The sequence below is a fragment of the Sporosarcina oncorhynchi genome (genome assembly GCF_033304615.1).
Lineage (GTDB): Bacteria > Bacillota > Bacilli > Bacillales_A > Planococcaceae > Sporosarcina > Sporosarcina oncorhynchi.
In genome coordinates this window covers 1,843,820-1,870,314 of record NZ_CP129118.1, presented here as the reverse complement: position 1 = coordinate 1,870,314, position 26,495 = coordinate 1,843,820, and the positions used below count along the sequence as shown (strand labels likewise).

The window sequence follows — 26,495 nt, the reverse complement described above, 5'->3', positions numbered from 1 at the left end:
ATGGGGGATTCAAATGGATGCGAAAATGAAATTACTGACTTTGCTTCAGCAAATCGGTCTGACTGATGACCAGACAATTGTCCATTTTCAACATGGGACGCTGGAACGCGTTGATATCCATCGAAAATCAAGAGTTTGGCAATTCAACGTGCAACTACAGAAGACCTTGCCAATCGAAATCTTTCGTCTGTTCCATCAACGTTTGACTGAAACGTTCCGTACAATCGCGACGGTCAGAATACAAATTAGTACAAACTCTACCGAAAGAGACATCGAGTCACTTATCGGTTATTGGCCATATGTCATCGAAGAAATGCGAGACATGTCCCCGCCAATCCGGGATTGTCTCGTTGGGCAACAACCGGTTATGTCCGGTGAAAAGATGACGCTAACTTGTTCATCTGAATTTGAGCAACAGACGATGAAAAACAAATATGTCAAACTTATTATGGATGTCTATTCTTCCTTCGGTTTCCCACCTATGGCGATTGAATTTATTGTCAATGAAAAAGTTGAGGAAAATGAAGCTGAACGAATTGCTTTCATTGCCCAAAAAGAAGCAGAAGAAGAAGCGTATGCGAAAACTGCGTTGGCAAATCTACAAAGAGTAGAAGCCTTAAAGAAAGAAAATGGCGGAGCAGGAAACAGGCCATTTGTTTTAGGGACACCGATCAAACAGGATGAGCACATTCTTGATATTCAGACAATCCAAGATGAAGAACGCCGGGTTGCAATCGAGGGGTATGTCTTTGATGCAGAAGTGAGGGAGTTGCGCAGCGGCCGTTCCTTGCTGACGATTAAAGTGACAGATTACACTGATTCAATCCTCGTGAAAATGTTCTCACGCGATAACGAAGATGCAGAACTGATGAAGACATTGAAGAAAGGTGCATGGATTCGTGCGCGCGGGAGCATTCAAAATGACACATTTGTCAGAGATTTGATCATGATGGCACAGGACATAATGGAAGTTGCGCCGGTCATCCGAAAAGACAATGCACCGGCAGACCGCAAACGAATCGAACTGCATGCCCATACGACAATGAGCCAGATGGACGCAGTCACTTCGGCATCCGCTTTAGTGGAACAAGCCGCTAAATGGGGTCACCCAGCTGTTGCAATTACAGATCATGCGAATGTCCAAGCCTTCCCGGAAGCGTATGCAGCTGGAAAGAAAAATGGCATCAAAGTGCTCTTTGGATTAGAGGCGAATCTAGTCGATGATGGAGTACCAATTGTTTTTGATGAACAGCACAGGAAACTCGAAAATGATACCTATATCGTTTTTGACGTTGAAACAACAGGGCTTTCCGCGGTTTATGATACGATCATCGAATTGGCCGCTGTACGTGTTGTAAATGGAGAGATTGTTGATACGTTTGAACGTTTTGCCAACCCTCATCATCCATTGTCATCTACCACAACGGAATTAACAGGTATTACAGACGATATGGTTAAAGACGCTCCTGAGGTTTCAGAAGTGATAAAGGACTTCAAGGAATTTATCGGAGATGGCATCCTCGTCGCGCATAATGCGAAATTTGACATGGGCTTTTTCTATGAAGCAAGCAAGCGGGCAGATCTTCACGACACAAGTTATCCCGTTATCGATACATTGGAGTTAGCACGTTTCCTTTATCCGGAACTGCGAAATCACCGATTGAATACATTAGCTAAGAAATTTGACATCGAATTGACCCAGCATCACCGAGCTATCTACGATACTGAAGCTACAGCCTATTTATTTATTCGCTTCATGAAAGAGGCTGCTGAAAAGGGAATCGTATACTTGGACGATTTCAATAAGAATATTGGTGAAGGTGATGCTTACAAGCGATCCAGGCCGTCACACTGTACATTACTTGCAGTAGATGATGAAGGATTGAAAAACTTGTTTAAGCTCGTTTCGATTTCTCATATGGATTACTTTTACCGTGTTCCTCGGATACCTAGATCCCTTTTGACGAAATATAGGAATGGCCTACTAGTTGGTTCCGGTTGCGACAAAGGGGAAGTATTCGAAGGATTGATGCAGAAATCGATGGAAGAAGTCGAAGAAATCGCTAGTTTTTATGATTATCTGGAACTTCATCCGAAGCCTGTCTATTCCCATCTTATGGAACTCGAACTAATTCGGGATGAATGGAATTTAGAAGATATCATGCGAAAGATGATCAAACTTGGCAAGAAGACAGGTTTGCCCGTTTGCGCTACCGGCAACGTTCACTATATTGATGAAACGGATAGCACATACCGTCAAGTCCTCGTCCGCTCGCAAGGAGGGGCGAATCCGATGAACCGGCATTCGTTGCCTGAAGTGCATTTCCGTACAACAGATGAGATGTTAGAGCACTTTGCTTTTTTAGGCGAAGAAATTGCAAATGAAATAGTGATTGACAACCCAACAAAGATCGCTGGTCGCATCGGTGATGTCAAAGTTATTAAAGATGAGTTGTTTACGCCGACAATTGAAGGTGCAGACGAAGAAGTTCGTGAATTGACGTATTCGATGGCACATCATATTTACGGAGATAACCTTCCAGAAGTACTTGAAGCACGGATCGAAAAAGAATTGAAATCAATCATCGACAATGGCTTTGCCGTCATTTATCTTATTTCACATAAATTGGTCAAGAGATCGTTGGATGAAGGATATTTGGTTGGATCCCGCGGCTCTGTCGGTTCGTCTCTCGTTGCTACAATGATGGAGATAACTGAAGTGAACCCGATGCCTCCACATTATGTATGTCCATCTTGTAAAGTATCGGAGTTCTTCGATGATGGTTCCGTCAGTTCTGGATTCGATTTACCAGACAAAGCATGTTCTGCATGTGGAGCTATGTTCAAAAAAGACGGACATGATATTCCATTTGAGACATTTTTAGGTTTCAACGGCGACAAGGTTCCGGATATCGATTTGAACTTCAGTGGGGAATATCAGGCACATGCCCACAATTATACGAAAGAGCTTTTCGGTGAAGATTTTGTCTATCGGGCAGGTACAATCGGTACAGTAGCTGAGAAAACAGCTTACGGGTATGTTCGGGGTTATATGAATGATAATAACCTGAACCTGCGAGGAGCAGAAATTGACCGTCTTGTCCAAGGTTGTACTGGGGTCAAGCGGAATACAGGCCAGCACCCGGGCGGCATTATCGTCGTACCAGATGATATGGATATTTTCGATTTCACGCCTATTCAGTTCCCTGCAGATGATACAGGGTCAAGTTGGAGAACGACACATTTCGATTTTCACTCTATTGATAACAACTTACTCAAACTCGATATTCTCGGTCATGATGATCCTACAATGATTAAAATGTTGGAAGACTTATCGGGTATTGATCCGAAAACAATTCCTCCGGATGATGCGGGAGTTATGGCGTTGTTCAGCGGAACCTCTTCTCTTGGTGTGACGGAAGAACAGATTGACTGCAAGACAGGCACGTTAGGTGTACCTGAGTTCGGTACTCGCTTTGTTCGTCAAATGCTTGAAGAAACGAAACCGTCGACATTCTCGGAACTGATTCAAATATCGGGGCTATCCCACGGGACGGATGTGTGGCTCGGCAATGCCCAGGAATTGATTCAGAACAAAACATGTCAATTGTCAGAAGTAATCGGATGCCGTGATGATATTATGGTGTACTTGATTTATCAGGGGCTTGACCCGTCCATGGCATTTAAAATTATGGAGTCCGTTCGTAAAGGAAAAGGGCTGACACCTGAATTTGAAGAACAAATGAAGGCGAATAACGTTCCGGCCTGGTATATTAGCTCATGTAAAAAGATTAAATACATGTTCCCTAAGGCGCACGCCGCCGCATATGTAATGATGGCACTTCGTATTGCCTATTTTAAAGTGCATCATCCGATTATGTATTACGCAACGTACTTTACGGTGCGGGCGACTGATTACGATTTGGTCACAATGACAAAAGGCAGCGCTTCGATCCGTGCGAAAGTAAAGGAAATCAATGATAAAGGACTGGAAGCTTCTCCAAAAGAAAAGAATTTACTTACAGTATTGGAAATTGCTCTGGAAATGTCTGAACGCGGATTTACGATGGCAAAACCGGATTTATACAAGTCTGATGCGTCTGTTTTTATTATTGACGGCAATAGTCTTATTCCACCATTTGATTCAATTCCTTCACTTGGGACAGGCGTAGCAAAAACGATTGTCGAAGCTCGAAAGGACGGCATATTCTTATCGAAAGAGGACTTGCAACAACGTGGACGTGTTTCGAAAACTGTTACAGAATATATGGATACATTAGGATGTTTGGAAGGACTGCCTGATGCCAACCAACTTTCACTTTTCTGATAGAGAAGGCCGCCCTTAAAGCGGGACACCGGCACTTTATTTGCAATGATAACCTGTAGATGGTATAATTGAAGCAACTTTTGCTATAAGTCTTTCGTGAAAAGAGTGGGGTTTCCCGCTCTTTTCTGTTGTTCTTTATAGTTTTCATATAGTTGAATCAAATTTCTGGAGGGTTATGATGAGTAAAATTACAGAAGATGTCGAAAAACTCGTCAGTCCGATTGTGCAAGACCTCGAGTTGGAATTAGTTGATGTTGAATTCTTGAAAGAAGGAAGAGACTGGTTTTTGCGTGTTTATATCGATACGCCAGAAGGAAATATCGATATTGAACAATGTGCGCAAGTCAGTGAGAGGCTAAGTGAGGAATTAGACAGGACTGATCCAATCCCACAAAATTATTTCCTCGAAGTTTCTTCACCTGGAGCAGAACGACCTTTAAAGAAGGAAGAGGATTTCCTGAAAGCTGTCGGGCAATATGTGTTTATCAAAACATACGAACCGATCAACGGCATGAAAGAATTCGAAGGCCATCTGCTAGCATATGGTCCTGAAACTGCAGAAGTTGAAATCCGCATCAAGACGAGGAAGTTGAAAGTCGAGATCGCGAAGGAAAAAATTGCATTAGCAAGATTGGCGATTGATTTTTCCGCATAATTGAATATAGGAGTGATTTATTATGAGTAGTGATCTACTCGATGCATTGACAGCCCTTGAAAAACAGAAAGGCATTCCAAGGGAAGTAATTGTGGACGCTATTGAAGCGGCACTTGTCACCGCATACAAACGGAATTTCAACCAAGCGCAGAACGTGCGTGTGGATTTGAACTTGGATAAGGGCACGATGAAAGTTTTCGCACGTAAAGATGTAGTGGAAGAAGTGGAAGACGACAGACTTCAAATTGCTCTTGAAGACGCACTGGCTATCAATCCTGCCTATGAACTTACGGATATCGTTGAAGAGGAAGTCACGCCACGTGATTTCGGGCGTATCGCTGCTCAGACAGCTAAGCAGGTTGTCACACAGCGTGTACGTGAAGCTGAGCGTGGTCTAATCTACGACGAATATGTTGACCGTGAAGACGATATCGTCAACGGGATAGTCGAGCGTCTGGACGCAAGGAATCTTTATGTCGGCTTGGGGAAAGTCGAAGCTGTATTGCCTGCAGGCGAACAGATTACGACTGAAACATTTAAACCGCATGACCGGATAAAGGTTTATATAACGAAAGTCGAACGGACTTCGCGCGGACCGCAAGTTTTTGTATCCCGCACACATCCCGGTCTTCTTCGCAGATTGTTTGAAATGGAAGTACCGGAAATCTATGATGGTATAGTTGAGATAAAGTCGATTGCGCGTGAAGCTGGAGACCGATCGAAGATTTCCGTTCATACAAACAACGCTGATGTGGATCCTGTAGGGGCATGTGTCGGTTCAAGAGGTGCTCGCGTACAATCCGTTTCGAATGAATTAAATGGCGAGAAAGTCGATATCGTAGAATGGTCTGAAGATCCTGTCATATTTGTTGCCAACGCATTGAGCCCTTCCAAAGTACTGGATGTTCATGTGAATGAAGAAGACAGATCGACTACAGTCGTTGTCCCTGATTATCAGCTATCTTTGGCAATTGGTAAGCGCGGACAGAATGCTAGGCTTGCAGCCAAGTTGACCGGTTGGAAAATTGATATTAAGAGCGAAACAGATGCACGAGAATTGGGCATCTATCCAAATGAAAACAGTCTGATGGAAATTGAAGGTAAATTCGAAACAGACGTATATGCAGATTTGGATAATGGAAACGATAAGTACGAAGACGATCCTTATTCAGAGACTGAGTCTGAGGAAACCGTCATCGATACGATCGATCTTTATTCGGAAACAGACGAAGACTAATGAAATGACAGAAAGGATGGACCGTCCATGACGAGCAAGAAGAAAATCCCTTTACGCAAATGCGCATCTACCGGCGAAATGCGTCCGAAGAAAGACATGATTCGCATTGTCCGTACAAAAGAAGGCGAAGTTTCAGTTGATTTGACAGGAAAAAAATCAGGGAGAGGCACCTATGTCTCCAAAACTGAAGCCGCGGTTGAAACGGCGAAAAGTAATGGCTCAATCGAGAGCCAACTTGGGTCTTCTGTTCCTGATGAAGTGTATGATGAACTTCTTCATGCAATCCGTCGTGAGGCATTGAAATGAATCATCCTTTCAAGGTCTTTCAAATGTTGGGTTTGGCGGCAAGAGCGAGGAAATTAATCACAGGCGAAGAGCTTGTTTTAAAAGAAGTAAGAAATGGTAATGCATCTTTAGTTATTGTGGCTGAAGATGCATCTGATAACACACGTAAGAAAATAAATGATAAATGTAGCTTTTACAACGTTGAGAAGCATGAATTCGGGAGCCGTGAAGCTCTCGGTCATGCAATCGGGAAAGAGTCGCGGGTCGTACTCGCGTTAACGGATAGCGGCTTTGCCGAAAAAATATCCGGGCTCCTCAACGAATATAACCGGGGGTGGGCTAATGACGAAGATACGTGTACACGAATACGCGAAACAAGTGAATCGGACGAGTAAAGAAGTCATCGAAGAGCTTGGAAAAATTAATGTGAATGTAACGAACCATATGGCAATGTTGGATAAGGATGCGACGTCGAAATTGAATCAGCGATTTGGTAAAGGTGATTCCAAGACAGCAAACCAATCCTCTAATACTCAAAGCAAACCAGTACCTTCACGACCGGCAGTAAGCCAGGATAAACCGAATCAGACGAACCGTCCGGCTCAAAGCCAACAACGTTCAGGTCAAGGAGCGCAACAAGGTGGCAATCGTCCAGCTCAAGGCCAGCAACGTCCAGGTCAAGGAGCGCAACAAGGTGGTAATCGTCCGGCACAAGGCCAGCAACGTCCAGGTCAAGGAGCACAACAAGGTGGTAATCGTCCGGCACAAGGCCAGCAACGTCCAAGTCAAGGAGCACAACAAGGTGGCAATCGTCCGGCACAAGGCCAGCAACGTCCAGGTCAAGGCGCACAACAAGGTGCTAACCGTCCGGCACAAGGCCAGCAACGTCCGGGTCAAGGCGCACAACAAGGTGCTAACCGTCCGGCACAAGGCCAGCAACGTCCAGGTCAAGGCGCACAACAAGGTGCTAACCGTCCAGCACAAGGCCAGCAACGTCCAGGTCAAGGCGCACAACAAGGTGCTAACCGTCCAGCACAAGGCCAACAACGTCCGGGTCAAGGTGGTCCGGGTGGCAATCGTCCAGCGGGGCGCGGTGGAAGACCTCCTGCGCGTGGCATAAACCAAGGACGTAGAAGACATCGTCCAGCTCCGATGCCAAAGGTGGAAATGCCGCTTCCTGAAAAAATCACATTCTACGAATCACTTACTGTCGGAGAACTTGGTAAAAAATTAGGTCGTGAGCCATCTGAAATCATCAAAAAGTTATTTATGCTTGGTGTCATGGCGACAATCAATCAGGAGTTGGATAAAGATGCGATTGAACTAATCTGTGCTGATTACGGTGTGGAAGTAGAAGAAGAAATCCGCATCGATGTAACAGATCTTGAAATCTATTTTGAAGAGCCTGAAGAAGTGCAAGGCGTTCCAACTGAAAGACCGCCAGTCGTCACGATCATGGGGCACGTTGACCATGGTAAAACGACGCTTCTTGACTCCATTCGTGATACGAAAGTGACACAAGGTGAAGCTGGTGGAATTACTCAGCATATTGGTGCATACCAGATTGAAGTCGAAGGAAAGCAGATTACATTCCTAGATACACCGGGTCACGCAGCATTCACGACTATGCGTGCTCGTGGTGCGAAAGTTACTGACATTACAATCTTAGTTGTAGCGGCTGATGATGGTGTTATGCCACAGACAATCGAAGCGATCAACCATGCTAAAGCGGCGGAAGTTCCGATTATCGTTGCAGTAAACAAGATGGATAAACCTTCAGCCAACCCTGACCGCGTCATGCAAGAGTTAACTGAGCATGGTCTATTGTCGGAAGCATGGGGTGGAGATACAATCTTTGTACCAATTTCTGCATTGACACGTGACGGAATTGATCAGTTGCTTGAAATGGTCCTTCTTGTTTCTGAAGTGGCTGAGTTGAAAGCAAGCAAAGATATCCGTGCGAAAGGTACAGTTATTGAAGCACAACTCGATCGCGGACGCGGTTCGGTTGCAACATTGCTAGTACAAGACGGAACATTGCGTGTTGGTGATCCAATTGTTGTTGGTAATACTTTCGGTAAAGTAAGAGCAATGATTAACGACATCGGTCGCCGTGTGAAAGAAGCGGGTCCATCCACACCTGTTGAAATCACTGGGCTCAATGGTGTACCACAAGCTGGAGACCGTTTTGTAGTATTCGAAGATGAAAAGAAAGCACGTCAAATTGCCGAATCCAGAGCAGGAGATGCATTGGTTGAGCAACGCGGTGAAAATACTCGTGTTACTCTCGATAATTTATTCGACCAAATGAAGCAGGGCGAAATGAAAGAATTGAACTTAATCGTCAAAGCTGACGTTCAAGGTACAGTTGAAGCGATGGCTGCTTCACTTATGAAAATTGAAGTCGAAGGTGTCAACGTTAAAATCATCCACACGGGTGCAGGTGCCATCAACGAATCAGATATTTCACTCGCTGCCGCTTCAAATGCTATTGTTATCGGTTTCAACGTCAGACCAGATGTGAATGCAAAACGTGCAGCTGAAGCTGAAGGTGTCGATATCCGTTTGCATAAAGTCATCTATAAAGTGATTGAAGAAATTGAATCGGCTATGAAGGGAATGCTTGATCCTGAATTCGAGGAAAAAGTAATCGGCCAAGCTGAAGTGCGAGAAACCTTCAAAGTTTCTAAAATTGGTACAATTGCCGGAAGTTATGTAACTGAAGGTAAGCTGACGCGTGCTGCAAGTGTGCGAGTTATTCGCGATAACATTGTTATATTTGAAGGCGAACTGGATACATTAAAACGCTTTAAAGACGATGTGAAAGAAGTTGCCAAAGGATACGAATGCGGTATTACGATCAAAAACTTCAACGATATTCAAGAAGGCGACATTTTTGAAGGATTCATCATGCAGGAAATCAAACGGACATGATTGTATACGCCGAATGTATATTTTTCATACCAGATGTGCATTCCTTAAAAGGCAAAAGGTCAATACTGAAAAAAATGACCGATCGTGTTAAAAATGAATTTAATGTCTCAATAGCAGAAATTGATCACCAAGACTTATGGCAACGTACAACTCTTGCACTTGTTTCGGTCGCTTCCGTAAAAGCGGCGGCCGAAGGTGAGATAAGACGGGCCATTCGTTTCCTTGAGTCAAATCCCGAATGGGAAATGACCGATCTTCTGCATGAGTACTACTGATATTGAATAGGGGTGACCATCCATGTCTATGCGTGCGAACCGTGTCGCTGAACAGATGAAGAAAGAGCTTGGTAGCATCATCGGTCAAAAGCTAAAGGATCCAAGAGTCGGATTCGTTACAGTTACTGATGTAGAAGTGACCGGCGATCTTCAACAATCGACAATATATATTTCTGTGCTGGGAACTGATGCTGAGAAAGAAGCCACATTAGCTGGTCTTTCAAAAGCAAAAGGTTTCATCCGCTCAGAAATCGGACAGCGGATCAGACTCCGTAAAACACCGGAAATCGAATTTGCTTTCGATGATTCCGTTGCATACGGCAACCGTATCGAAACATTACTTCGCCAAGTTAAAACTGAAGAAGAATAAGGAATTGGAGGAAGTCGGTGTCCAAATGGACTTTCCGGCTTCCTTCCTTTTATTTTTAGAAAAGAGGGAATAACATGGACGGAATCCTGCCGTTATGGAAAGAAAAAGGGATGACCTCCCATGACTGTGTCTTTAAGTTGCGTAAAATACTAGGTATGAAAAGAGTCGGTCACACGGGAACACTAGATCCGAGTGTTGAAGGCGTCCTTCCGATTTGCCTTGGTCAAGCAACCAAAGTCGCTGAATATATTACTGATGCCGGAAAAGAGTACATTGCTACAGTTTCAATCGGGTCGGCAACTGAAACAGAAGATGCTGACGGCGAAATCGTGGAACAAAATTCAACCTATAAATCGATTGCGCGCGAAGATCTACTCGTAGCACTTGAACAACTGACTGGTGACATCATTCAAATTCCGCCTATGTATTCTGCTGTCAAAGTGAATGGTAAAAGACTATACGAATATGCACGAAAAGGAATCGAAGTGGAACGTCCTAAGCGTACCGTAACGATTCATCAGATAGAACTTTTGGATGAACGTGAACTGTACGAAGGGGAAGAAATTGAATTCTCAATCCGTGTTAGATGCGGAAAAGGTACATATATTCGAACTCTGTCTGTCCAAATTGGTGAACTGCTTGGCTATCCTGCTCATATGGCAAGCCTTGTGCGAACTGCTTCTGGAAACTTTACGAAGACGGATTGTCTCACTTTACAGGAAGTTGCTTCATCCAAAGAACGAGAGCAACTACATACACATATTAGACCATTGGAAGATGCGCTTACTATATTCGAATTTATCGAGATTGAAGAAGCTTTATATGATAAAATAATAAATGGTCAAGTGTTGGAGCAGCATCCCGCACTTAATGAACACGAATATATCGTATTTACAATTTCAGAAAAAGCGGTTGCGGTCTATAAAAAACATCCTTCAAAAGAAGGATTAATGAAACCTGAAAAGATGTTTCCATTTAACAGCTAGGGGGAAATTCATGGAAATCTATCATTTAACATACCCAGAAAAAACATCAATTGATGACAAAGGACCCTTTTCGATGGCTCTCGGTTTTTTTGATGGGCTGCATAAAGGTCATCAGACAGTTATCGGAGAAGCGATTCGTAAAGCAAAAGAACTCGGAATCCACTCAGCTGTCATGACATTCGATCCACATCCATCTCATCTTTTCGATAGTGGAAAGAATAAAGTCGGATATATTACGCAGTATGATGAAAAAACTAGACTGCTGAAAGAAATGGGTGTTGACACATTATTCATTGTCAAGTTCGATTTGGATCTTGCATCATTGTCACCTGAGCAGTTTATCGAACTGTTTATCAAAGGGCTCGGTGTAAAGCATGTGACGGCAGGGTTTGACTTTACATTCGGCTCAAAAGGCTCTGGGACGATGGAGCAGATGGAATCACTTGCTGGAGATTCATATGGTACAACGACAATTGAAAAAGTTAAAGATTACGATGAAAAGATCTCTTCAACTCGTATACGGAAATTACTGTCCGAAGGCGATGTGGAAAAAACCGCTGCTTTATTAGGTCGCCCTTTCCGTACTTCAGGTATTGTTGTACACGGAGAAAAAAGAGGAAGACAGCTCGGTTTTCCGACAGCCAATATTTCTTACAATGAAGATTCAATCATCCCTTCAATTGGTGTCTATGCCGTTCGGATTGAATTTGCTGGAAAGGTATACGGCGGTGTTTGTAGCGTAGGTAAAAAACCGACATTCCATGATTCAAGTTCGATGGCGACGACTGTTGAAGTGCATATTATCGATTTTGACGACGATATATATGGCGTGGAAGTGAAGGTTGACTGGATCACATTCATTCGGGGGGAAGTGAAATTCAGTTCGGTTGACGCTCTAATTCAGCAAATCGGAGAAGACAAAGAAATAGCTAGGCAACTATTGTTTAAGGACTGAGAATTACATAAAAGTCTTTTTGCATCTTTATTGCATATGACCGATGTGCATGATATGATAAATCAGTGCAATCGCACAAACCTTTCTTTGGCGAATCGAGTCACCAACGATTGCTAGGGATTCGGGGATATTTTATAGAAATTAGGAGGTGAATAGGATGGCTATTACACAAGAGCGTAAACATGAATTGATCAACGAATTCAAAATTCACGAAAACGATACTGGGTCTGCCGACGTGCAGATCGCTATCCTTACTGAAGAGATCAACAACTTGAACACACACTTGCAACTTCATAAGAAGGATCACCACTCACGTCGTGGACTTCTTAAGATGGTCGGTACACGTAAAAGACTTCTAAAGTTCTTGCGTGAAACTGATGTTCAACGTTATCGAGATCTTATTGCAAAACTCGGCCTTCGCCGTTAATAAGATGGATACGGAAAGCGGGCCTTGCCCGCTTTTTTTTATTGAGTCCATTGACTGGAATCTTTTCTTTTCAATTAATTAAGCTATTTTTCGCATAAGCACGTCATTTTTGATACACTACTACTAAATACATACAACGTATGATTGTTGGACAAGTTTGGAATAAGAGAGGGGAAACACAATGACAGAACAGAAAAAAGTTTATTCACTTGAGTGGGCTGGAAGACCGTTGACGATTGAAACGGGTCAACTGGCGAAACAGGCAAACGGCGCAGTACTTGTACGTTACGGCGATACAACCGTATTATCGACAGCAACTGCATCCAAAAAGCCAAAACCGCTTGATTTCTTCCCATTGACAGTGAACTATGAAGAGAGAATGTATGCGGTAGGTAAAATTCCAGGAGGATTTATTAAACGAGAAGGTCGTCCGTCAGAAAAAGCTGTTTTGACGAGCCGTCTAATTGACCGTCCGATTCGCCCTTTATTTGCGGATGGATTCCGTAATGATGTACAAGTTATCTCACTTGTCATGTCTGTTGACCAGAACTGCACATCTGAAATGGCTGCGATGCTTGGATCATCTCTAGCGTTGTCTATTTCTGATATTCCATTTGAAGGACCAATCGCTGGTGTCCAAATCGGCCGTATTGATGATGAATTCATCATCAACCCAAATCCTGACCAGCTAGAAAAAAGTGATCTTGATCTTGTAGTAGCAGGAACTAAAGACGCAATTAACATGGTTGAAGCGGGTGCAAAAGAAGTCGCTGAAGATATCATTCTAGAAGCGATTATGTTTGGTCATGAACAGATCATTAAACTCATCGAATTCCAAGAAATGATTATTGCCGAAGTTGGTAAAGAGAAAATGGAAATTACGTTATTCCAATTGGATGAAGATGTATTGAATGAAGTGAAAGAGAAATGTGAAACAGATTTAATCAATGCTATCCAAACGGAAGAGAAGCATGCCCGTGAAGAAGCAATCACTGCAGTGAAAAATGATATACTCGAATTCTACACAGAAGCAGAAGCTGATGATGATAAAATGAAGCAAGTGAAAAGCGTTCTGGATCACCTTGTCAAAGAAGAAGTCCGTCGACTGATCACTGATGAAAAAGTCCGTCCTGATGGTCGTGGTTTGGATGAAATCCGCCCATTAGCATCAGAAGTTGGGATTTTACCCCGTACGCATGGTTCAGGGCTGTTCACACGCGGACAAACTCAGGCTTTGAGTGTATGTACATTAGGTGCACTCGGTGAAGTACAAATCATTGATGGTCTTGGACTTGAAGAGTCCAAGCGTTTCATGCACCATTATAATTTCCCGAATTTCAGTGTAGGTGAAACTGGTCCAATCCGTGGTCCAGGCCGCCGTGAAATTGGTCACGGGGCACTTGGTGAACGCGCGCTTGAAGCAATCCTACCCGATGAAAAAGATTTCCCGTATACAATTCGTCTAGTGGCAGAAGTGCTCGAATCAAACGGCTCTTCATCCCAGGCGTCAATCTGTGCATCTACGATGGCAATGATGAATGCAGGGGTTCCTATTAAAGCACCTGTAGCTGGAATTGCTATGGGTCTTGTGAAAAAAGGCGAAAATTATTCTGTCCTTTCAGATATCCAAGGTTTAGAAGACCACTTAGGCGATATGGACTTTAAAGTTGCTGGAACTGAAAAAGGAATTACAGCTTTACAAATGGATATTAAGATTGACGGACTTTCCCGTGAAATTCTTGAAGAATCACTGACACAAGCCAAAATCGGTAGAATGAAGATTCTTAGCCATATGCTGTCAACAATCTCCACTCCGAGTGAAGAGCTGTCTGCGTATGCTCCGAAAATCATCATGATCCATATTAATCCCGATAAGATTCGTGATGTAATTGGGCCTGGTGGGAAAGTAATTAATAAGATCATTGAAGAGACTGGCGTTAAAATTGACACAGAACAAGATGGAACGATTTATATTTCATCACCAGATTCACCGATGAACGAAAAAGCGAAAGCGATGATTGAAAACATCGTCCGCGAAGCGAAAGTCGGAGAGTATTATTTAGGGAAAGTGAAACGGATTGAAAAGTTCGGTGCATTTGTAGAAATATTCCCTGGTAAAGATGGCTTACTTCATATTTCTGAAATTCAGGAAGAACGTACGAAAGCTGTTGAAGATGTCTTGAAATTAGATGATGAGCTAATGGTTAAAGTCATCGAAATTGACAACCAAGGCCGCGTTAATTTATCCCGTAAAATAGTTATCAAAGAAGAGAAAGAAGCAGCAGAAAAAGAAAATAACGCGTAACATATTTGCATAGACTAAAATGGAAAGCCCCCACTTTGCAGCAGTGAAGAGGGAGGCTTTTTGTTCTTTTGCAAACTAAAGGGGGAAGAATGGATTGATTAGTAAATATAGTTGTGGAAATGGAGTCAGAGTGATTCATGAAAAGATGCCATACGTCCGCTCTGTGGCAATCGGTATTTGGGTCAAAGCAGGCTCTGCGTTTGAAAAGGATGAAGAATGGGGCCTCTCTCATTTCATTGAGCATATGCTTTTTAAAGGAACACCAACGAGAACTGCGCGGATGATCGCAGAACAGTTCGATCGGATTGGCGGTGATATTAACGCTTATACATCTAAGGAATTGACTTGCTATACAACGACCGTATTGGATAATCATGCGGAAGAAGCAATGGAGATTCTTGCAGATATGTTCTTCCATTCCGTATTTGATGAAAAAGAGATGCAAAGAGAGAAAACGGTCATCTTGGATGAAATTGCGTCCGTTGAAGATACACCTGATGATGATGTAGATGAGCGCTTATGGTCCGTGATGTATCCTGAACATCCTATCGGCCGTTCAATCGGTGGGGTGAAAGCAACAATCAATCGTTTTGATAAAGATATGATACGGAAATATATGGATGAACATTACACACCTCGTAATATTGTCATTTCAGTCGCGGGCAATTATGATGATCGACTGATTGATACGATTGCCAAGCATTTCGGTACTTTCGAAAAATCACCAATAGAAATTGAGCAAAAAGAATCGGCACCTGTTTTTCATGGTGGTTCAACAATTAAACGAAAAGAAATTGAGCAAGCTCATATTTGTCTTGCGTATCCGGGATTACCACTAAAAGACGATCACTTATATGACCTTATACTTCTTGACAGCATAGTCGGCGGAACGATGTCATCGCGTTTATTCCAGGAAATTAGGGAAGAACGTGGACTTGCCTACTCGGTCTATTCCTATTACTCGTCATACCTCTCCACAGGCTCTTTTGTGATTTATGGCGGTACATCCCCCGAACATCTGGAGGAGATGGTTTCGATGATGGACAGCATCATTGGAGAATTAATTGACAAAGGTGTATCGGCCCGGGAATTGACCAATGCCAAAGAACAGTTGAAGGGGAGTTTTCTGCTTGGCTTAGAAAGTTCAGAATCTCGCATGCATCGTAACGGAAACAATGAATTGATCATCGGTGAACATCGAACGATTGACGAAGTAGTGGCACTAATTGACAATGTCAATATTAACGATGTTAATAAAATGGCACAGACAATATTTAGTTGTGAGCGTGCGGTTTCGATTATCAGTCCTTATGACCAAGAAAGTGAATCCCTTAATTGAAATAGGCAGTTTTGAACAATACTTGACATATGATAAGTAAGAACATGTCAAGGAGGATGAGCATGCTATTATCTGAAATGGCTCAAAAAGAGCTGATACAGGTGGAAGATGGAGTTCGTTATGGCTTTCTTGCGGATACGGATTTGATATTCAATCGGAAAACAGGAGCGATTATCGGTTTTGAAGTAAAAAAGAAATTCAGTCGCTTGCCGTTTCGCAACAAAGAGCAGGAAGCTGCAGAATTTATACCGTGGAGCGAAATTGTATTGGTTGGTGAACATCGGATCCTCTTCGGAAAGACGCACAGTATGGGAGATTTCGATATTGAAGATGATTGAAGGGAATTGGTTGTTCATTGGAACAGATCCTCGTCTGTTGAAATGCAGTCAAATTATGAAAAACTGGGGTTACAAGACAACTCTTTATAGCAGCAATAGTCATTCTGATACTCTGTCTGCACTACTAGACGAATTGTCGCCTGCCCATATCGTCTTACCAATTTTGGAAATGAAAAACATGATACCCGCTGAAAGGATTCCTATAGGGACAACAATTTATCCAGGTGTCATCTCAGCAAATTGGATAGCTACCTATGAAGACTCAGGATTTTCAATCCGCCCGTATATGAAAGAAGTGGAATACGTTTGGGAGAATGCACGATTGACAGCAGAAGGGTTTTTGTTTGAATACTATGAGTCGACAAGACAAAGTGTATTTGGCAAGCAGTTCTATGTGACCGGCTTCGGCAAAGTGGGAAAGATGACTGCAGAAGTGCTTGCGGCACTTGGTGCGTCTGTCACGGTCATCGCAAGATCTTCTGAACAATTGGGGGAAGCCACAGCACTCGGCTATTCCACAATTCCTTTTGCATCTGGCGATTTCAAACTACAAGGGACACTGATTAATACAATTCCCGCACGCTGGTTGACACTCGATGAGCAAAAGGGTTTGCGCGTATTCGATCTTGCATCTGTTCCTGGTTGCCTAAAGGACAATGCCCCTGATGAATACTATACAATACACCTCGGTTTGCCCGGAAAGCACTTTCCGGAAGATGCGGCTAACGCGTTGGCAAAAGCATTGCTGAGGATGAATAGTATATGAAAGGGGAATGACATGCTGCAAGGAAAAAGGATCGGTCTTGGAATAACCGCATCACATTGCACGTACGATCAGATATTGCCGGTCATCAACGAATTGCAGTCAAATGGCGCTACAGTTGTACCTGTGATCACGCATTCCGTTTTGACAGCGGCAACCCGATTCGGCACAGGTGAAGAGTGGATTGAAAAAATAGAGGGAGCAACAGGTGAAAAAGTAATTTCGACAATTGTCGGTGCAGAACCTTTTGGCCCATCCTCTCCAGTTGATTGTATGATTATCGCTCCGATGACTGGCAATTCGATAAGCAAATTTGCGAACGCAGCAACGGATTCACCGGTGCTGATGGCCGCAAAAGCAACATTACGCAACGGCAGTCCAGTCTTGCTCGGTATTTCAACAAATGATGCGTTAGGATTGAATGGTAGCAATATTATCAAGCTATTGAACATGAAAAATGTTTTTTTCATACCCTTTGGACAGGATGATCCGTATAAGAAGCCGAATTCTCTAATCTCCGATTTCACATTGATGGTACCCGCAGCGGCTGCTGCCCTCGAGAAAAGACAACTTCAACCCTTGCTGATTCTTCACCGTTAAAAATACAAAAGCAGAACCATTTTAATTATGATATAATTCCTCCAATGCACTCTTGTTATATAAAGGATCGCTTTCAATTAACGACTCCCTCTTATATAAACAAGTGTCTTTATTAACGGGTAAGGGGAGATAGAATTGGATAAAAAAGAGTTGAATGTAGCAATTGTCGGAGCGACTGGTGCAGTAGGAAGCAAAATTCTTGAAAAACTTGTAGCGCGTAAGTTCCCGGCGAAATCGATTAAAATGCTCGCTTCTAAAAGATCAGCTGGTACTGAGATTGTTGTAGATGGACAAAAATATATCGTAGAAGAGACCGTTCCCGAGTCGTTTGAAGGTGTCGATATTGCGTTCTTTAGCGCAGGTGGCTCCATTTCAAAAAAGTTCGCTTCAGAAGCTGTAAAACGGGGAGCTGTAGTCATCGATAATACGAGTGCTTTCAGAATGGATGAAGGCATACCGCTTGTCGTGCCTGAAGTGAATCCCCATGAACTGAAAAACCATAAAGGCATTATCGCTAATCCTAATTGTTCAACGATTCAAATGGTGACTGCATTGCATGCGGTGAAAGAAAAATTCGGTATTAATCGAATTATCGTTTCAACCTATCAGGCGGTTTCCGGAGCTGGTGCGGAAGCAATTCATGAACTTGGCACACAAAGCCTACAATTCGAAGAGCGTGCTGACATTGAAGCCGAAATACTTCCTTCTGCGTCTGCCAGTAAACATTATCCAATTGCTTTTAATGCGATTCCACAAATTGATCTGTTTGATGAATCGGGATATACATTGGAAGAACTTAAAATGATGAATGAGACTAAAAAAATATTTTCGGATGATAAAATTGCTGTTACCGCAACATGTGTAAGGCTTCCAGTTGTAACCGGGCATTCTGAATCGGTCTATATCGAAGTAGATAGCGAAGATGTTACAGTTGAAGCAATCCGCGCAGCGATGGCAACGACAACGGGTGTCGTCGTCCAAGACGATCCGTCTTCACAATCCTATCCGATGCCATTATATGCCGAAGGGAAAGATGAAGTATTCGTCGGCAGAATCCGTAAAGATCCGGCACATCCATCTGGATTCCATATGTGGATTGTGGCGGACAATTTATTGAAAGGTGCGGCGCTTAATTCCGTGCAAATTGCAGAAGAACTGATTAAGTGAAAAAGGTATTTAATGAAAGCAGGCATATAAAGAGTAAAAAAGGATGATCGAATGGAACTTGGTCAAATTGGCACTGCAATGGTTACTCCTTTTTCAAAAACAGGAAACATTGAGTATGATTTGACAGAAAAGCTCGTGGAACATTTGATAGCTACAGGAACTGATTCCCTTATTGTCTGTGGCACGACGGGGGAATCTCCAACTTTAAATCATGATGAAAAGTTTTCTATGTTCAGCAATGTCATTGAAATTGTTCGAAAAAGAATCCCGGTCATTGCAGGAACCGGTACCTTTAATACTGCAGAATCAGTCAAGTTGACGCAACGTGCTGAGAACCTTGGTGCTGACGGCATCATGCTCGTAACGCCGTATTATAATCGTCCCGATCAAAATGGAATGATTGCGCACTTTTCTCATATTGCCGCTGAAACAGCACTGCCGATTCTTCTGTACAATATTCCTGGTCGATCAGCGGTTAACATGCAGGCAGAAACCGTAATTGAGCTATCTAAAATTAAAAATATTCGTGCCGTTAAAGAAGCGAGCGGCAGTCTTGAACAGATGTCGAAAATCATTAGCGGAACAGGTGACAGTTTCAAAGTTTACAGCGGGGATGATGCGCTGACATTGCCTCTCCTGTCAATTGGGGGAGAAGGCGTCATTTCAGTTGCATCACACATTGTTGGGTTGGAAATGAAAGAAATGATTAATGCGTACAAAAGCGGAGACACAGTAAAGGCAGCCACATTACACCGGAAGCTACTGTCGTTGTTCCAAGCAATCTTTTCCGCTCCGAATCCGGTACCGATCAAATATGCACTATCAAAAATTGGGATTGAAACAGGTGGTGTACGGATGCCTTTAACGGAGTTCGGAGAAGGCTCTATACCGTTTGATGAAATATGGAATCGCTATAAAAACGCATAGATTTTCCATACAGTTTTGAAGCCGGATGCATACTCCGGCTTTTTTTGTTTGTGTAGTAAGGGCATTCTCACGTATAATGAAAGATAGTCGTTCTGGACGGGTATTTATCAATATGCTTATGCATGCAAAACAGTATGCATAGAAGGCGGTTTTTCCGTAAAAAAGAGTATAGGTATGCGGAAAACGCCAGCACATCACTTTAAGCATACATAGACGGTCTATTATCCATCACCAGTCTTTTTAATTAGAATATAGGAGGAAACAATGTGACGAAAACAAAAAACGAAGTAATCAAAGTCATTCCACTCGGAGGAGTTGGAGAAATAGGGAAAGCGATGTACGTCGTCGAAATCGATGAGGAGCTTTTCATCGTAGATGCAGGACTAATGTTCCCAGAAGGTGAAATGTTAGGGATTGATATCGTCATTCCTGACCTCACGTATATTGAAGAGAACAAAGAACGTGTGAAAGGCATCTTCCTAACTCATGGACACGAAGATGCAATCGGATCGATTGCTTATCTTCTTCAAAAAGTACAAGCACCGGTATACGGCTCGAAATTGACGCTTGCACTTGCAAAAGAACATTTGAAAGATATGCCTGCTCCAGCAGGTGTCAAATTCTTTGAAGTATCAAATAAAAGTCGCATGAATTTCAAATCCACATACGTGACGTTTTTCCATACGACGCATAGTATCCCTGATTCGTTTGGAATCGTATTCCATACGAGTGAAGGGGCAATTGTCCATACAGGTGAATTTAAATTCGATCAGTCCGCTAAAGGAAAATACAGACCTGATATCGCGAAGATGGCAGCATTGGGCGAAGAAGGTGTCTTCATCCTTATGTCCGATTCCAACGAAGCGGAGCGTCCGGGCTATACGACATCTGAAATCGTCATCGAAGAACAATTGTCGAAAACATTCCATGCGGCGGAAGGTCGGTTGCTTGTTGCGTTATATGCATCAAACTTCATTCGAATTCAACAGGTTTTTGACAGAGCCCTTGAAACAGGAAAAAAAGTAGCAGTTGTCGGTAAAAGTCTGGAAAGCTATTTTGAAGTCGGAATGCGCTTAGGCTACTTACAAATCGACGAGGAAATGGTCATTTCAGTGAAGGACATTGGCAAATACCGTGACGAGCAGGTCGTAATTATCGTGACCGGCAATCAAGGTGAGCCACTTGATGCACTTGAAAAAATTATTCGTAAACACCATAAGGATATTAAAATCAAAGAAACAGATACTGTTCTAATCACATTCACGCCGTCACCAAGTATGGAAGTGGAAATGTTCCAAATGACAAATGAACTGGCAAAAGCGGGTGCACATGTACTTACTTCCCAACGCAATGTACACGTATCCAGTCATGGTAGCCAGGAAGATTTAAAGTTAATGTTGAATTTGATGAAACCGAAATATTTTATACCTATTCAAGGGGAATATAAAATGCTTATTGCCCACTCGAAAATCGCACAACAGCTTGGTTTGCAAAAATCCGAGATCTTCATTGCGGACAAGGGGGATATTGTCGAATATAAGAACGACAAGATGCGGATGAGTGGACGTGTACAAGCTGGGAATGTCCTTATAGATGGAATCGGCGTTGGGGATGTAGGGAATATCGTCTTACGCGATAGAAAACTCCTGTCTCAAGATGGCATTTTTACGGTTGTCGTGACGCTCAGTCGCAGACAGAAAAAGATTGCAGCTGGCCCCGAAGTCGTGTCACGTGGATTTGTCTATGTACGTGAATCAGAAGAGCTATTAGAAGAATCCAGAAACCTCGTTACAAAAATCGTTGAGAAGTATGTGAATAAAGATACGTTCGAATGGACAAACATTAAACAAGAGATCCGCGATACGTTAAGTTCATACCTGTTCCAACAGACAAAAAGAAGACCAATGATTATTCCTATCATCATGGAATACTAAAATTAAATAAGGCCGTCGGCAACGGACGGGCATCAGGATAGACAAAAAGGATTTCCAAGCCGTCAGCACGGCAGGAAATCCTTTTTTCGGAAGGAGGAGAAAAATGTCCAAAAAAACGAAGAAACGTAAAAAGACCGGTGCTAATAAAAAGAAGAAAGATGAACCCAGTCCGCTGCTCTATGAAGTGGCAGGTATTACTATGATAGGATTGGCTATCATCATCATTTTTGAGTTTGGCATTGTCGGTCGAGGACTGTCTTCATTTTCTAGATTACTGTTTGGTAATTGGCATGGTGCTGTGCCTTTTTTATTAATTGTCCAAGCATTACTTTTCATGGTAAAAAGAAAAACAATCGGTTGGAAGAACCGTATCGTCGGTGGAAGTCTCTTTATCCTTGCAAGTTTGTTGTTATTCAGTCATATCTATCTCTTCAAAGAACTCTATGAAAGTAAAGTGCTCATGTCCAATTCTGCTATTAAAGAAACTTGGAAAGTACTTATTACAAACGAAGGCATCACTTCAAGAAGCGGCGCTTTAGGTGGTGGGCTGGCAGGTGCTATGCTATTTGCTTTGTTCCACGCATTATTCGATTCAGCAGGTGCGACAGTCGCAGGGATACTATTGCTTGTCATCGGACTTATACTCTTGACGGGGAAAGCATTGGTCCCGTATATCGCTGAACATTATCCTGCTTTTAAGACTTCGATTAAGTCATTATTTGAAAAGAAAGAGACAAAGCCAGCCAAAAAAGTATCACAGAATTCGGAAACTAAAAAGACGCGTTCTAAGAAATCTATACCCGTTGAATCGGATATAACGGTTCAACCGGATATTCAGACAATCGATCCAGTCATTTCAAAACCGATTATATCTGCTTTTAATGAACGTATTGAAAAACAATCTGCAACGAATGAACAGACAGCTGTGCAACAGAATCAGCTTGAACCAATTAGAAAGTCTGATGGCGAGACGGAAATTGACGAAGTGGTCACATATTCTGCCGTAGCAGGAGAAGAAGAGAATGAATCGTATATTTTGCCACCGCCTTCATTGTTGAGAGAAACCCCTTCAAACGATCAATCTGCGGAATATGATTCCATTCACGCCAATGCTGAGAAGCTCGAAAGAACGTTTTTGAGCTTTGGTGTGAAAGCGACTGTAACTCAGGTACACCTCGGTCCAGCTGTGACGAAATATGAAGTGTTGCCAGATACTGGCGTGAAAGTAAGTAGAATTGTTAGTTTGTCCGATGATATCGCGCTTGCGCTCGCTGCTAGCGATATCCGGATTGAAGCGCCGATTCCCGGCAAGTCAGCTGTGGGAATTGAGGTGCCAAACAGCTCCGTCGCAATTGTTAGTTTGCGTGAGGTAATTGAGGCGAAGGAAAATAATCGGCCTGATTCTAAATTAATGATTGCACTCGGGAGAGATGTGACGGGGCAGGCGATGATGACAGAATTGAACAAAATGCCCCATGTGCTAGTCGCAGGTTCAACAGGTAGTGGTAAAAGTGTTTGTATCAACGGGATCATCATCAGTATTCTCATGCGCGCCAAGCCACATGAAGTGAAAATGATGATGATTGATCCGAAGATGGTCGAATTAAATGTGTATAATGGAGTTCCCCATCTATTGGCTCCTGTTGTAACGGATCCAAGAAAAGCGTCTGTCGCTTTGAAAAAAGTCGTATCGGAAATGGAAAGAAGATATGAATTGTTTTCGCATACAGGGACGCGTAATATCGAAGGCTACAACGAACATATTGAAGTATGGAATGCGGAGAATGATGAGAAACATCCACGTATGCCCTATATCGTTGTAATTGTCGATGAACTTGCAGATCTTATGATGGTCGCTTCAAATGATGTAGAAGATTCCATCACCCGGCTTGCGCAAATGGCACGAGCAGCGGGGATCCACCTAATTATCGCAACACAGCGTCCTAGTGTGGATGTCATTACCGGAATTATCAAAGCAAACATTCCGTCACGTATAGCATTTGCGGTGTCCTCGGCAATTGACTCACGGACTATCTTGGATGGCTCTGGGGCAGAAAAACTACTTGGGCGTGGTGACATGCTGTTCTTGCCTGCAGGAGCATCGAAGCCTGTGCGAATACAAGGTGCATTCGTGTCAGATCAGGAAGTAGAAGCAATTGTCGATTTTGTCATTGAACAGCAAAAAGCGCAATATCAGGAAGAAATGATTCCTACAGAAGTAGAAGAAGTACCAGCTTACGAAGAAACAGATGAATTATACGATGAAGCAGTTCAGCTTGTCACAGAAATGCAGACTGCATCGGTTTCCATGCTTCAACGACGTTTTAGGGTCGGATATTCCAGAGCCGCAAGGATTGTCGATCAGATGGAATTGCGTGGCGTTGTAGGGCCGCCGGAAGGTAGCAAGCCCAGACAAGTACTTGTCGCGAAAAGTGAAACCGATAGTCACGTTTGAAATTCGTGACAAAAGAGGTACTTTTTCACATGGATTTCAAACATGTATTGCTTTTTGATAAATTGGATGTTTATTTTGTCGCATGAAAATGATATAGTATGGAAGATTGGAACAGTCGTTACACATCAGAGGTCTGACCTCGTATGGAGGAGGATATATATGGTGGTGAAGACAGATCAAAGACATCTATATGTCCAAGTGATTGAGCGATTAAAACAGGACATTGAAACGGGCGTCTTCAAAGAGAACGAAAAATTACCATCCGAATTCGAACTCGCACGAAACTTAGGTGTCAGCAGAGCGACTCTTCGGGAAGCATTACGTCTCTTAGAAGAAGAAAAAGTGATTATCCGTAAACACGGTGTAGGCACCTTTATCAATTCGCGACCGGTCTTTTCTTCTGGTATTGAGCAATTATCCAGTGTTTCCTCCATGATTAGTGATGCAGGGATGGAACCGAGCACCATTTTCATGGAAGTGCAGGAAAATGTCCCTAACGATGAAATGATTGGGAAATTCAATTGCGATACAGATGACTTGCTTGTTACAATTAAAAGAGTAAGGACAGCGGATGGTGATCCCGTCGTTTATTGTATCGATCACGTGTTATCCAAAAATCTTGAAATGGGTCAGGATGTTCTCTTAAATGAATCCATTTTCGATTCCATTGAAAAAACAGGTAAAATAAGAATTGTGCAAGCTGTGGCGAATATTGAGCCTATAGGATATGATGATGAAGCGTCTTCAATTTTAAGATGTGGAGTCGACATTCCATTACTTGTACTAATCCAGTATCATTACAGCGAGGAAGGCGAAATGGTGCTTTACTCAAAGAATTACTTCCGGGCTGATAAATTCAGCTTCCATGTAGTCCGAAAACGGGTATAAGGTACATTTTGAAAAGCGGTCTGCAATTATCGAGTCATGCGGAAAATTGTTTATTGCAATATACGCGGCATCGACAGCTTGCAGTATGCTTTTTGAATGTCCTTTAAAGACGTGTAAACGTCATATTTATATACCAAAATAAAAAACAGGGGAGGTCCAATCAGTGAGCAAACGTAAATACGGTCTTGCATTATCATTGGTTTTAGCAGCAGGTACATTACTTGGTGCATGCGGTACGGACAAAGACAAAGAAAAAGATAATTCATCTTCAGCAGGTGGCAATGATTCAGATTTCTCAATTGCTATGGTTACTGACGTTGGCGGAATTGACGACAAGTCATTCAACCAATCGGCTTGGGAAGGAATCAAACTATTTGGTAAAGATAATAATTTGGCTGAAGGGGATGGCGGATACGCTTACCTTCAATCAAAAGACGAATCAGACTACACTTCGAACCTTAATGCGCTAACACGTCGTGATTTCGACGTAGTATTCGGAGTCGGCTTCCTGATGGAAGATGCGATTGGGACAATTGCTGAGCAACAAAAAGAAACGAATTATGCGATTATCGATGGCGTTGTTGAGCAACCAAACGTTGCGAGCATCCTGTTCAAAGAACAAGAAGGTGCTTTCCTTGCTGGTGTAGCTGCAGCTCTAATGACAAAGACTGATAAAATCGGATTTGTCGGCGGTATGGAGATTCCGGTTATCGAACGTTTTGAAGCAGGATTTGTAGCTGGTGTTAATGCGGTAAAACCTGACATCAAAGTTGATGTTAAATACACAGGTTCGTTTGACAAAGCTGAACTTGGTAAAGCTGCCGCAGGCCGTATGTATTCTTCTGGCGTCGATATCATCTTCCACGCTGCTGGCGGAACAGGAAATGGTGTATTCTCAGAAGCGAAAGAACGTAAAGAAGCTGACAAGAATGCAGATGTATGGGTAATCGGTGTTGACTCCGATCAGTATGAAGAAGGTAAAGTCGGCGATCAGAATATTACAATGACATCTATGTTGAAGCGTGTAGACAATGCTGTTCAGGATATTGCAAACCTTGCTAAAGAAGGTAAATTCCCTGGTGGCGAAACAAAAGTCTATGGTCTTGAAGACGATGGTGTAGCTCTTGCTGATTCACGCGGTGCTATTCCACAAGATGTTTTGGATCAAATCGACGAATACAAGAAAAAAATTGCTGATGGTGAAATCGAAGTACCAGAATTTGCTAAGTAATAAATCGAACGACAAAGGCCGGTTGATTCCGGCCTTTGTTGTTTACTTGTTGTCATTGAAAAGTTAATAGACTAAAAGGTTTAAATTAAACCTTTTA

22 protein-coding genes are annotated in these 26,495 nt (G+C 42.7%); all 22 read left to right on the top strand.

Going from position 1 to position 26,495, the window contains the following annotated elements; genetic code table 11:
- The first annotated feature begins 13 nt into the window (after nucleotides 1–13).
- The 22 genes from QWT69_RS08945 to QWT69_RS08840 all read left to right on the top strand — a co-directional run bounded on the left by QWT69_RS08945 (nucleotide 14) and on the right by QWT69_RS08840 (nucleotide 26,398).
- Nucleotides 14–4,327: a PolC-type DNA polymerase III gene (locus tag QWT69_RS08945; RefSeq protein WP_317964909.1), complete on the top strand. Its 4,314-nt coding sequence runs from the start codon at nucleotides 14–16 to the stop codon at nucleotides 4,325–4,327.
- 178 nt (nucleotides 4,328–4,505) lie between these two features.
- The gene (gene rimP / locus QWT69_RS08940; protein WP_317964907.1) at nucleotides 4,506–4,982 is read left to right on the top strand and encodes a ribosome maturation factor RimP; all 477 of its coding nucleotides are present in this window, start codon (nucleotides 4,506–4,508) and stop codon (nucleotides 4,980–4,982) included.
- A 22-nt stretch (nucleotides 4,983–5,004) separates the two neighbouring features.
- Nucleotides 5,005–6,219, top strand: a complete 1,215-nt coding sequence (gene nusA, locus QWT69_RS08935) for a transcription termination factor NusA (protein WP_317964905.1) — start codon at nucleotides 5,005–5,007, stop codon at nucleotides 6,217–6,219.
- Nucleotides 6,220–6,246: 27 nt separating this feature from the next.
- Nucleotides 6,247–6,525, top strand: coding sequence for an RNase P modulator RnpM (rnpM, locus tag QWT69_RS08930; protein WP_317964903.1), 279 nt, complete (start codon nucleotides 6,247–6,249; stop codon nucleotides 6,523–6,525).
- The gene (locus QWT69_RS08925; RefSeq protein WP_317964901.1) at nucleotides 6,522–6,899 is read left to right on the top strand and encodes a YlxQ family RNA-binding protein; all 378 of its coding nucleotides are present in this window, start codon (nucleotides 6,522–6,524) and stop codon (nucleotides 6,897–6,899) included. Before rnpM ends, QWT69_RS08925 begins: the two co-directional genes overlap by 4 nt.
- The gene (infB, locus tag QWT69_RS08920; RefSeq protein ID WP_317964899.1) at nucleotides 6,847–9,438 is read left to right on the top strand and encodes a translation initiation factor IF-2; all 2,592 of its coding nucleotides are present in this window, start codon (nucleotides 6,847–6,849) and stop codon (nucleotides 9,436–9,438) included. The genes QWT69_RS08925 and infB overlap by 53 nt, the downstream gene beginning before the upstream one ends.
- On the top strand, nucleotides 9,435–9,713 hold the full coding sequence (locus QWT69_RS08915) for a DUF503 domain-containing protein (RefSeq protein WP_317964897.1): 279 nt from the start codon (nucleotides 9,435–9,437) through the stop codon (nucleotides 9,711–9,713). Before infB ends, QWT69_RS08915 begins: the two co-directional genes overlap by 4 nt.
- A 22-nt stretch (nucleotides 9,714–9,735) precedes the next feature.
- On the top strand, nucleotides 9,736–10,083 hold the full coding sequence (gene rbfA, locus QWT69_RS08910) for a 30S ribosome-binding factor RbfA (RefSeq protein ID WP_317964895.1): 348 nt from the start codon (nucleotides 9,736–9,738) through the stop codon (nucleotides 10,081–10,083).
- A gap of 74 nt (nucleotides 10,084–10,157) precedes the next feature.
- Complete coding sequence (truB, locus tag QWT69_RS08905) at nucleotides 10,158–11,069, top strand: tRNA pseudouridine(55) synthase TruB (protein ID WP_317964893.1); 912 nt, start codon at nucleotides 10,158–10,160, stop codon at nucleotides 11,067–11,069.
- A 10-nt stretch (nucleotides 11,070–11,079) separates the two neighbouring features.
- Nucleotides 11,080–12,024 carry a bifunctional riboflavin kinase/FAD synthetase gene (locus tag QWT69_RS08900; RefSeq protein WP_317964891.1) on the top strand — a complete coding sequence of 315 codons (945 nt, stop codon included), beginning with the start codon at nucleotides 11,080–11,082 and terminating at the stop codon, nucleotides 12,022–12,024.
- Between the two features lie 157 nt (nucleotides 12,025–12,181).
- The gene (rpsO, locus tag QWT69_RS08895; protein ID WP_317964889.1) at nucleotides 12,182–12,451 is read left to right on the top strand and encodes a 30S ribosomal protein S15; all 270 of its coding nucleotides are present in this window, start codon (nucleotides 12,182–12,184) and stop codon (nucleotides 12,449–12,451) included.
- Between the two features lie 181 nt (nucleotides 12,452–12,632).
- Entirely contained in the window at nucleotides 12,633–14,756 is a 2,124-nt protein-coding gene (gene pnp, locus QWT69_RS08890; protein ID WP_317964887.1) for a polyribonucleotide nucleotidyltransferase, read from the top strand.
- A 94-nt stretch (nucleotides 14,757–14,850) separates the two neighbouring features.
- Nucleotides 14,851–16,095 carry a M16 family metallopeptidase gene (locus QWT69_RS08885; RefSeq protein WP_317964885.1) on the top strand — a complete coding sequence of 415 codons (1,245 nt, stop codon included), beginning with the start codon at nucleotides 14,851–14,853 and terminating at the stop codon, nucleotides 16,093–16,095.
- 62 nt (nucleotides 16,096–16,157) lie between these two features.
- Entirely contained in the window at nucleotides 16,158–16,433 is a 276-nt protein-coding gene (locus tag QWT69_RS08880; protein WP_317964883.1) for a YlmC/YmxH family sporulation protein, read from the top strand.
- Entirely contained in the window at nucleotides 16,420–17,199 is a 780-nt protein-coding gene (locus tag QWT69_RS08875; RefSeq protein ID WP_317964881.1) for a hypothetical protein, read from the top strand. The genes QWT69_RS08880 and QWT69_RS08875 overlap by 14 nt, the downstream gene beginning before the upstream one ends.
- A gap of 12 nt (nucleotides 17,200–17,211) precedes the next feature.
- Nucleotides 17,212–17,796: a dipicolinate synthase subunit B gene (locus tag QWT69_RS08870; protein ID WP_317964879.1), complete on the top strand. Its 585-nt coding sequence runs from the start codon at nucleotides 17,212–17,214 to the stop codon at nucleotides 17,794–17,796.
- A gap of 135 nt (nucleotides 17,797–17,931) precedes the next feature.
- On the top strand, nucleotides 17,932–18,963 hold the full coding sequence (locus tag QWT69_RS08865) for an aspartate-semialdehyde dehydrogenase (protein ID WP_317964877.1): 1,032 nt from the start codon (nucleotides 17,932–17,934) through the stop codon (nucleotides 18,961–18,963).
- 51 nt (nucleotides 18,964–19,014) lie between these two features.
- A complete protein-coding gene (dapA, locus tag QWT69_RS08860) occupies nucleotides 19,015–19,890 on the top strand; it encodes a 4-hydroxy-tetrahydrodipicolinate synthase (protein ID WP_317964875.1) in 876 nt (291 codons plus the stop codon).
- 266 nt (nucleotides 19,891–20,156) lie between these two features.
- Nucleotides 20,157–21,824, top strand: a complete 1,668-nt coding sequence (locus QWT69_RS08855; protein WP_317964873.1) for a ribonuclease J — start codon at nucleotides 20,157–20,159, stop codon at nucleotides 21,822–21,824.
- Between the two features lie 103 nt (nucleotides 21,825–21,927).
- Nucleotides 21,928–24,279, top strand: coding sequence for a DNA translocase FtsK (locus QWT69_RS08850; RefSeq protein ID WP_317964870.1), 2,352 nt, complete (start codon nucleotides 21,928–21,930; stop codon nucleotides 24,277–24,279).
- A gap of 159 nt (nucleotides 24,280–24,438) precedes the next feature.
- Nucleotides 24,439–25,167, top strand: a complete 729-nt coding sequence (locus tag QWT69_RS08845) for a GntR family transcriptional regulator (protein ID WP_317964868.1) — start codon at nucleotides 24,439–24,441, stop codon at nucleotides 25,165–25,167.
- 163 nt (nucleotides 25,168–25,330) lie between these two features.
- Entirely contained in the window at nucleotides 25,331–26,398 is a 1,068-nt protein-coding gene (locus tag QWT69_RS08840) for a BMP family lipoprotein (protein ID WP_317964866.1), read from the top strand.
- Nucleotides 26,399–26,495 lie beyond the last annotated feature (97 nt).

Coding starts and splice junctions, on each gene's coding strand:
- QWT69_RS08945 (WP_317964909.1), top strand. CDS start 14: ATGGATGCGAAAATGAAATTACTGACTTTGCTTCAGCAAATCGGTCTG.
- rimP (WP_317964907.1), top strand. CDS start 4,506: ATGAGTAAAATTACAGAAGATGTCGAAAAACTCGTCAGTCCGATTGTG.
- nusA (WP_317964905.1), top strand. CDS start 5,005: ATGAGTAGTGATCTACTCGATGCATTGACAGCCCTTGAAAAACAGAAA.
- rnpM (WP_317964903.1), top strand. CDS start 6,247: ATGACGAGCAAGAAGAAAATCCCTTTACGCAAATGCGCATCTACCGGC.
- QWT69_RS08925 (WP_317964901.1), top strand. CDS start 6,522: ATGAATCATCCTTTCAAGGTCTTTCAAATGTTGGGTTTGGCGGCAAGA.
- infB (WP_317964899.1), top strand. CDS start 6,847: ATGACGAAGATACGTGTACACGAATACGCGAAACAAGTGAATCGGACG.
- QWT69_RS08915 (WP_317964897.1), top strand. CDS start 9,435: ATGATTGTATACGCCGAATGTATATTTTTCATACCAGATGTGCATTCC.
- rbfA (WP_317964895.1), top strand. CDS start 9,736: ATGTCTATGCGTGCGAACCGTGTCGCTGAACAGATGAAGAAAGAGCTT.
- truB (WP_317964893.1), top strand. CDS start 10,158: ATGGACGGAATCCTGCCGTTATGGAAAGAAAAAGGGATGACCTCCCAT.
- QWT69_RS08900 (WP_317964891.1), top strand. CDS start 11,080: ATGGAAATCTATCATTTAACATACCCAGAAAAAACATCAATTGATGAC.
- rpsO (WP_317964889.1), top strand. CDS start 12,182: ATGGCTATTACACAAGAGCGTAAACATGAATTGATCAACGAATTCAAA.
- pnp (WP_317964887.1), top strand. CDS start 12,633: ATGACAGAACAGAAAAAAGTTTATTCACTTGAGTGGGCTGGAAGACCG.
- QWT69_RS08880 (WP_317964883.1), top strand. CDS start 16,158: ATGCTATTATCTGAAATGGCTCAAAAAGAGCTGATACAGGTGGAAGAT.
- QWT69_RS08870 (WP_317964879.1), top strand. CDS start 17,212: ATGCTGCAAGGAAAAAGGATCGGTCTTGGAATAACCGCATCACATTGC.
- dapA (WP_317964875.1), top strand. CDS start 19,015: ATGGAACTTGGTCAAATTGGCACTGCAATGGTTACTCCTTTTTCAAAA.
- QWT69_RS08850 (WP_317964870.1), top strand. CDS start 21,928: ATGTCCAAAAAAACGAAGAAACGTAAAAAGACCGGTGCTAATAAAAAG.
- QWT69_RS08845 (WP_317964868.1), top strand. CDS start 24,439: ATGGTGGTGAAGACAGATCAAAGACATCTATATGTCCAAGTGATTGAG.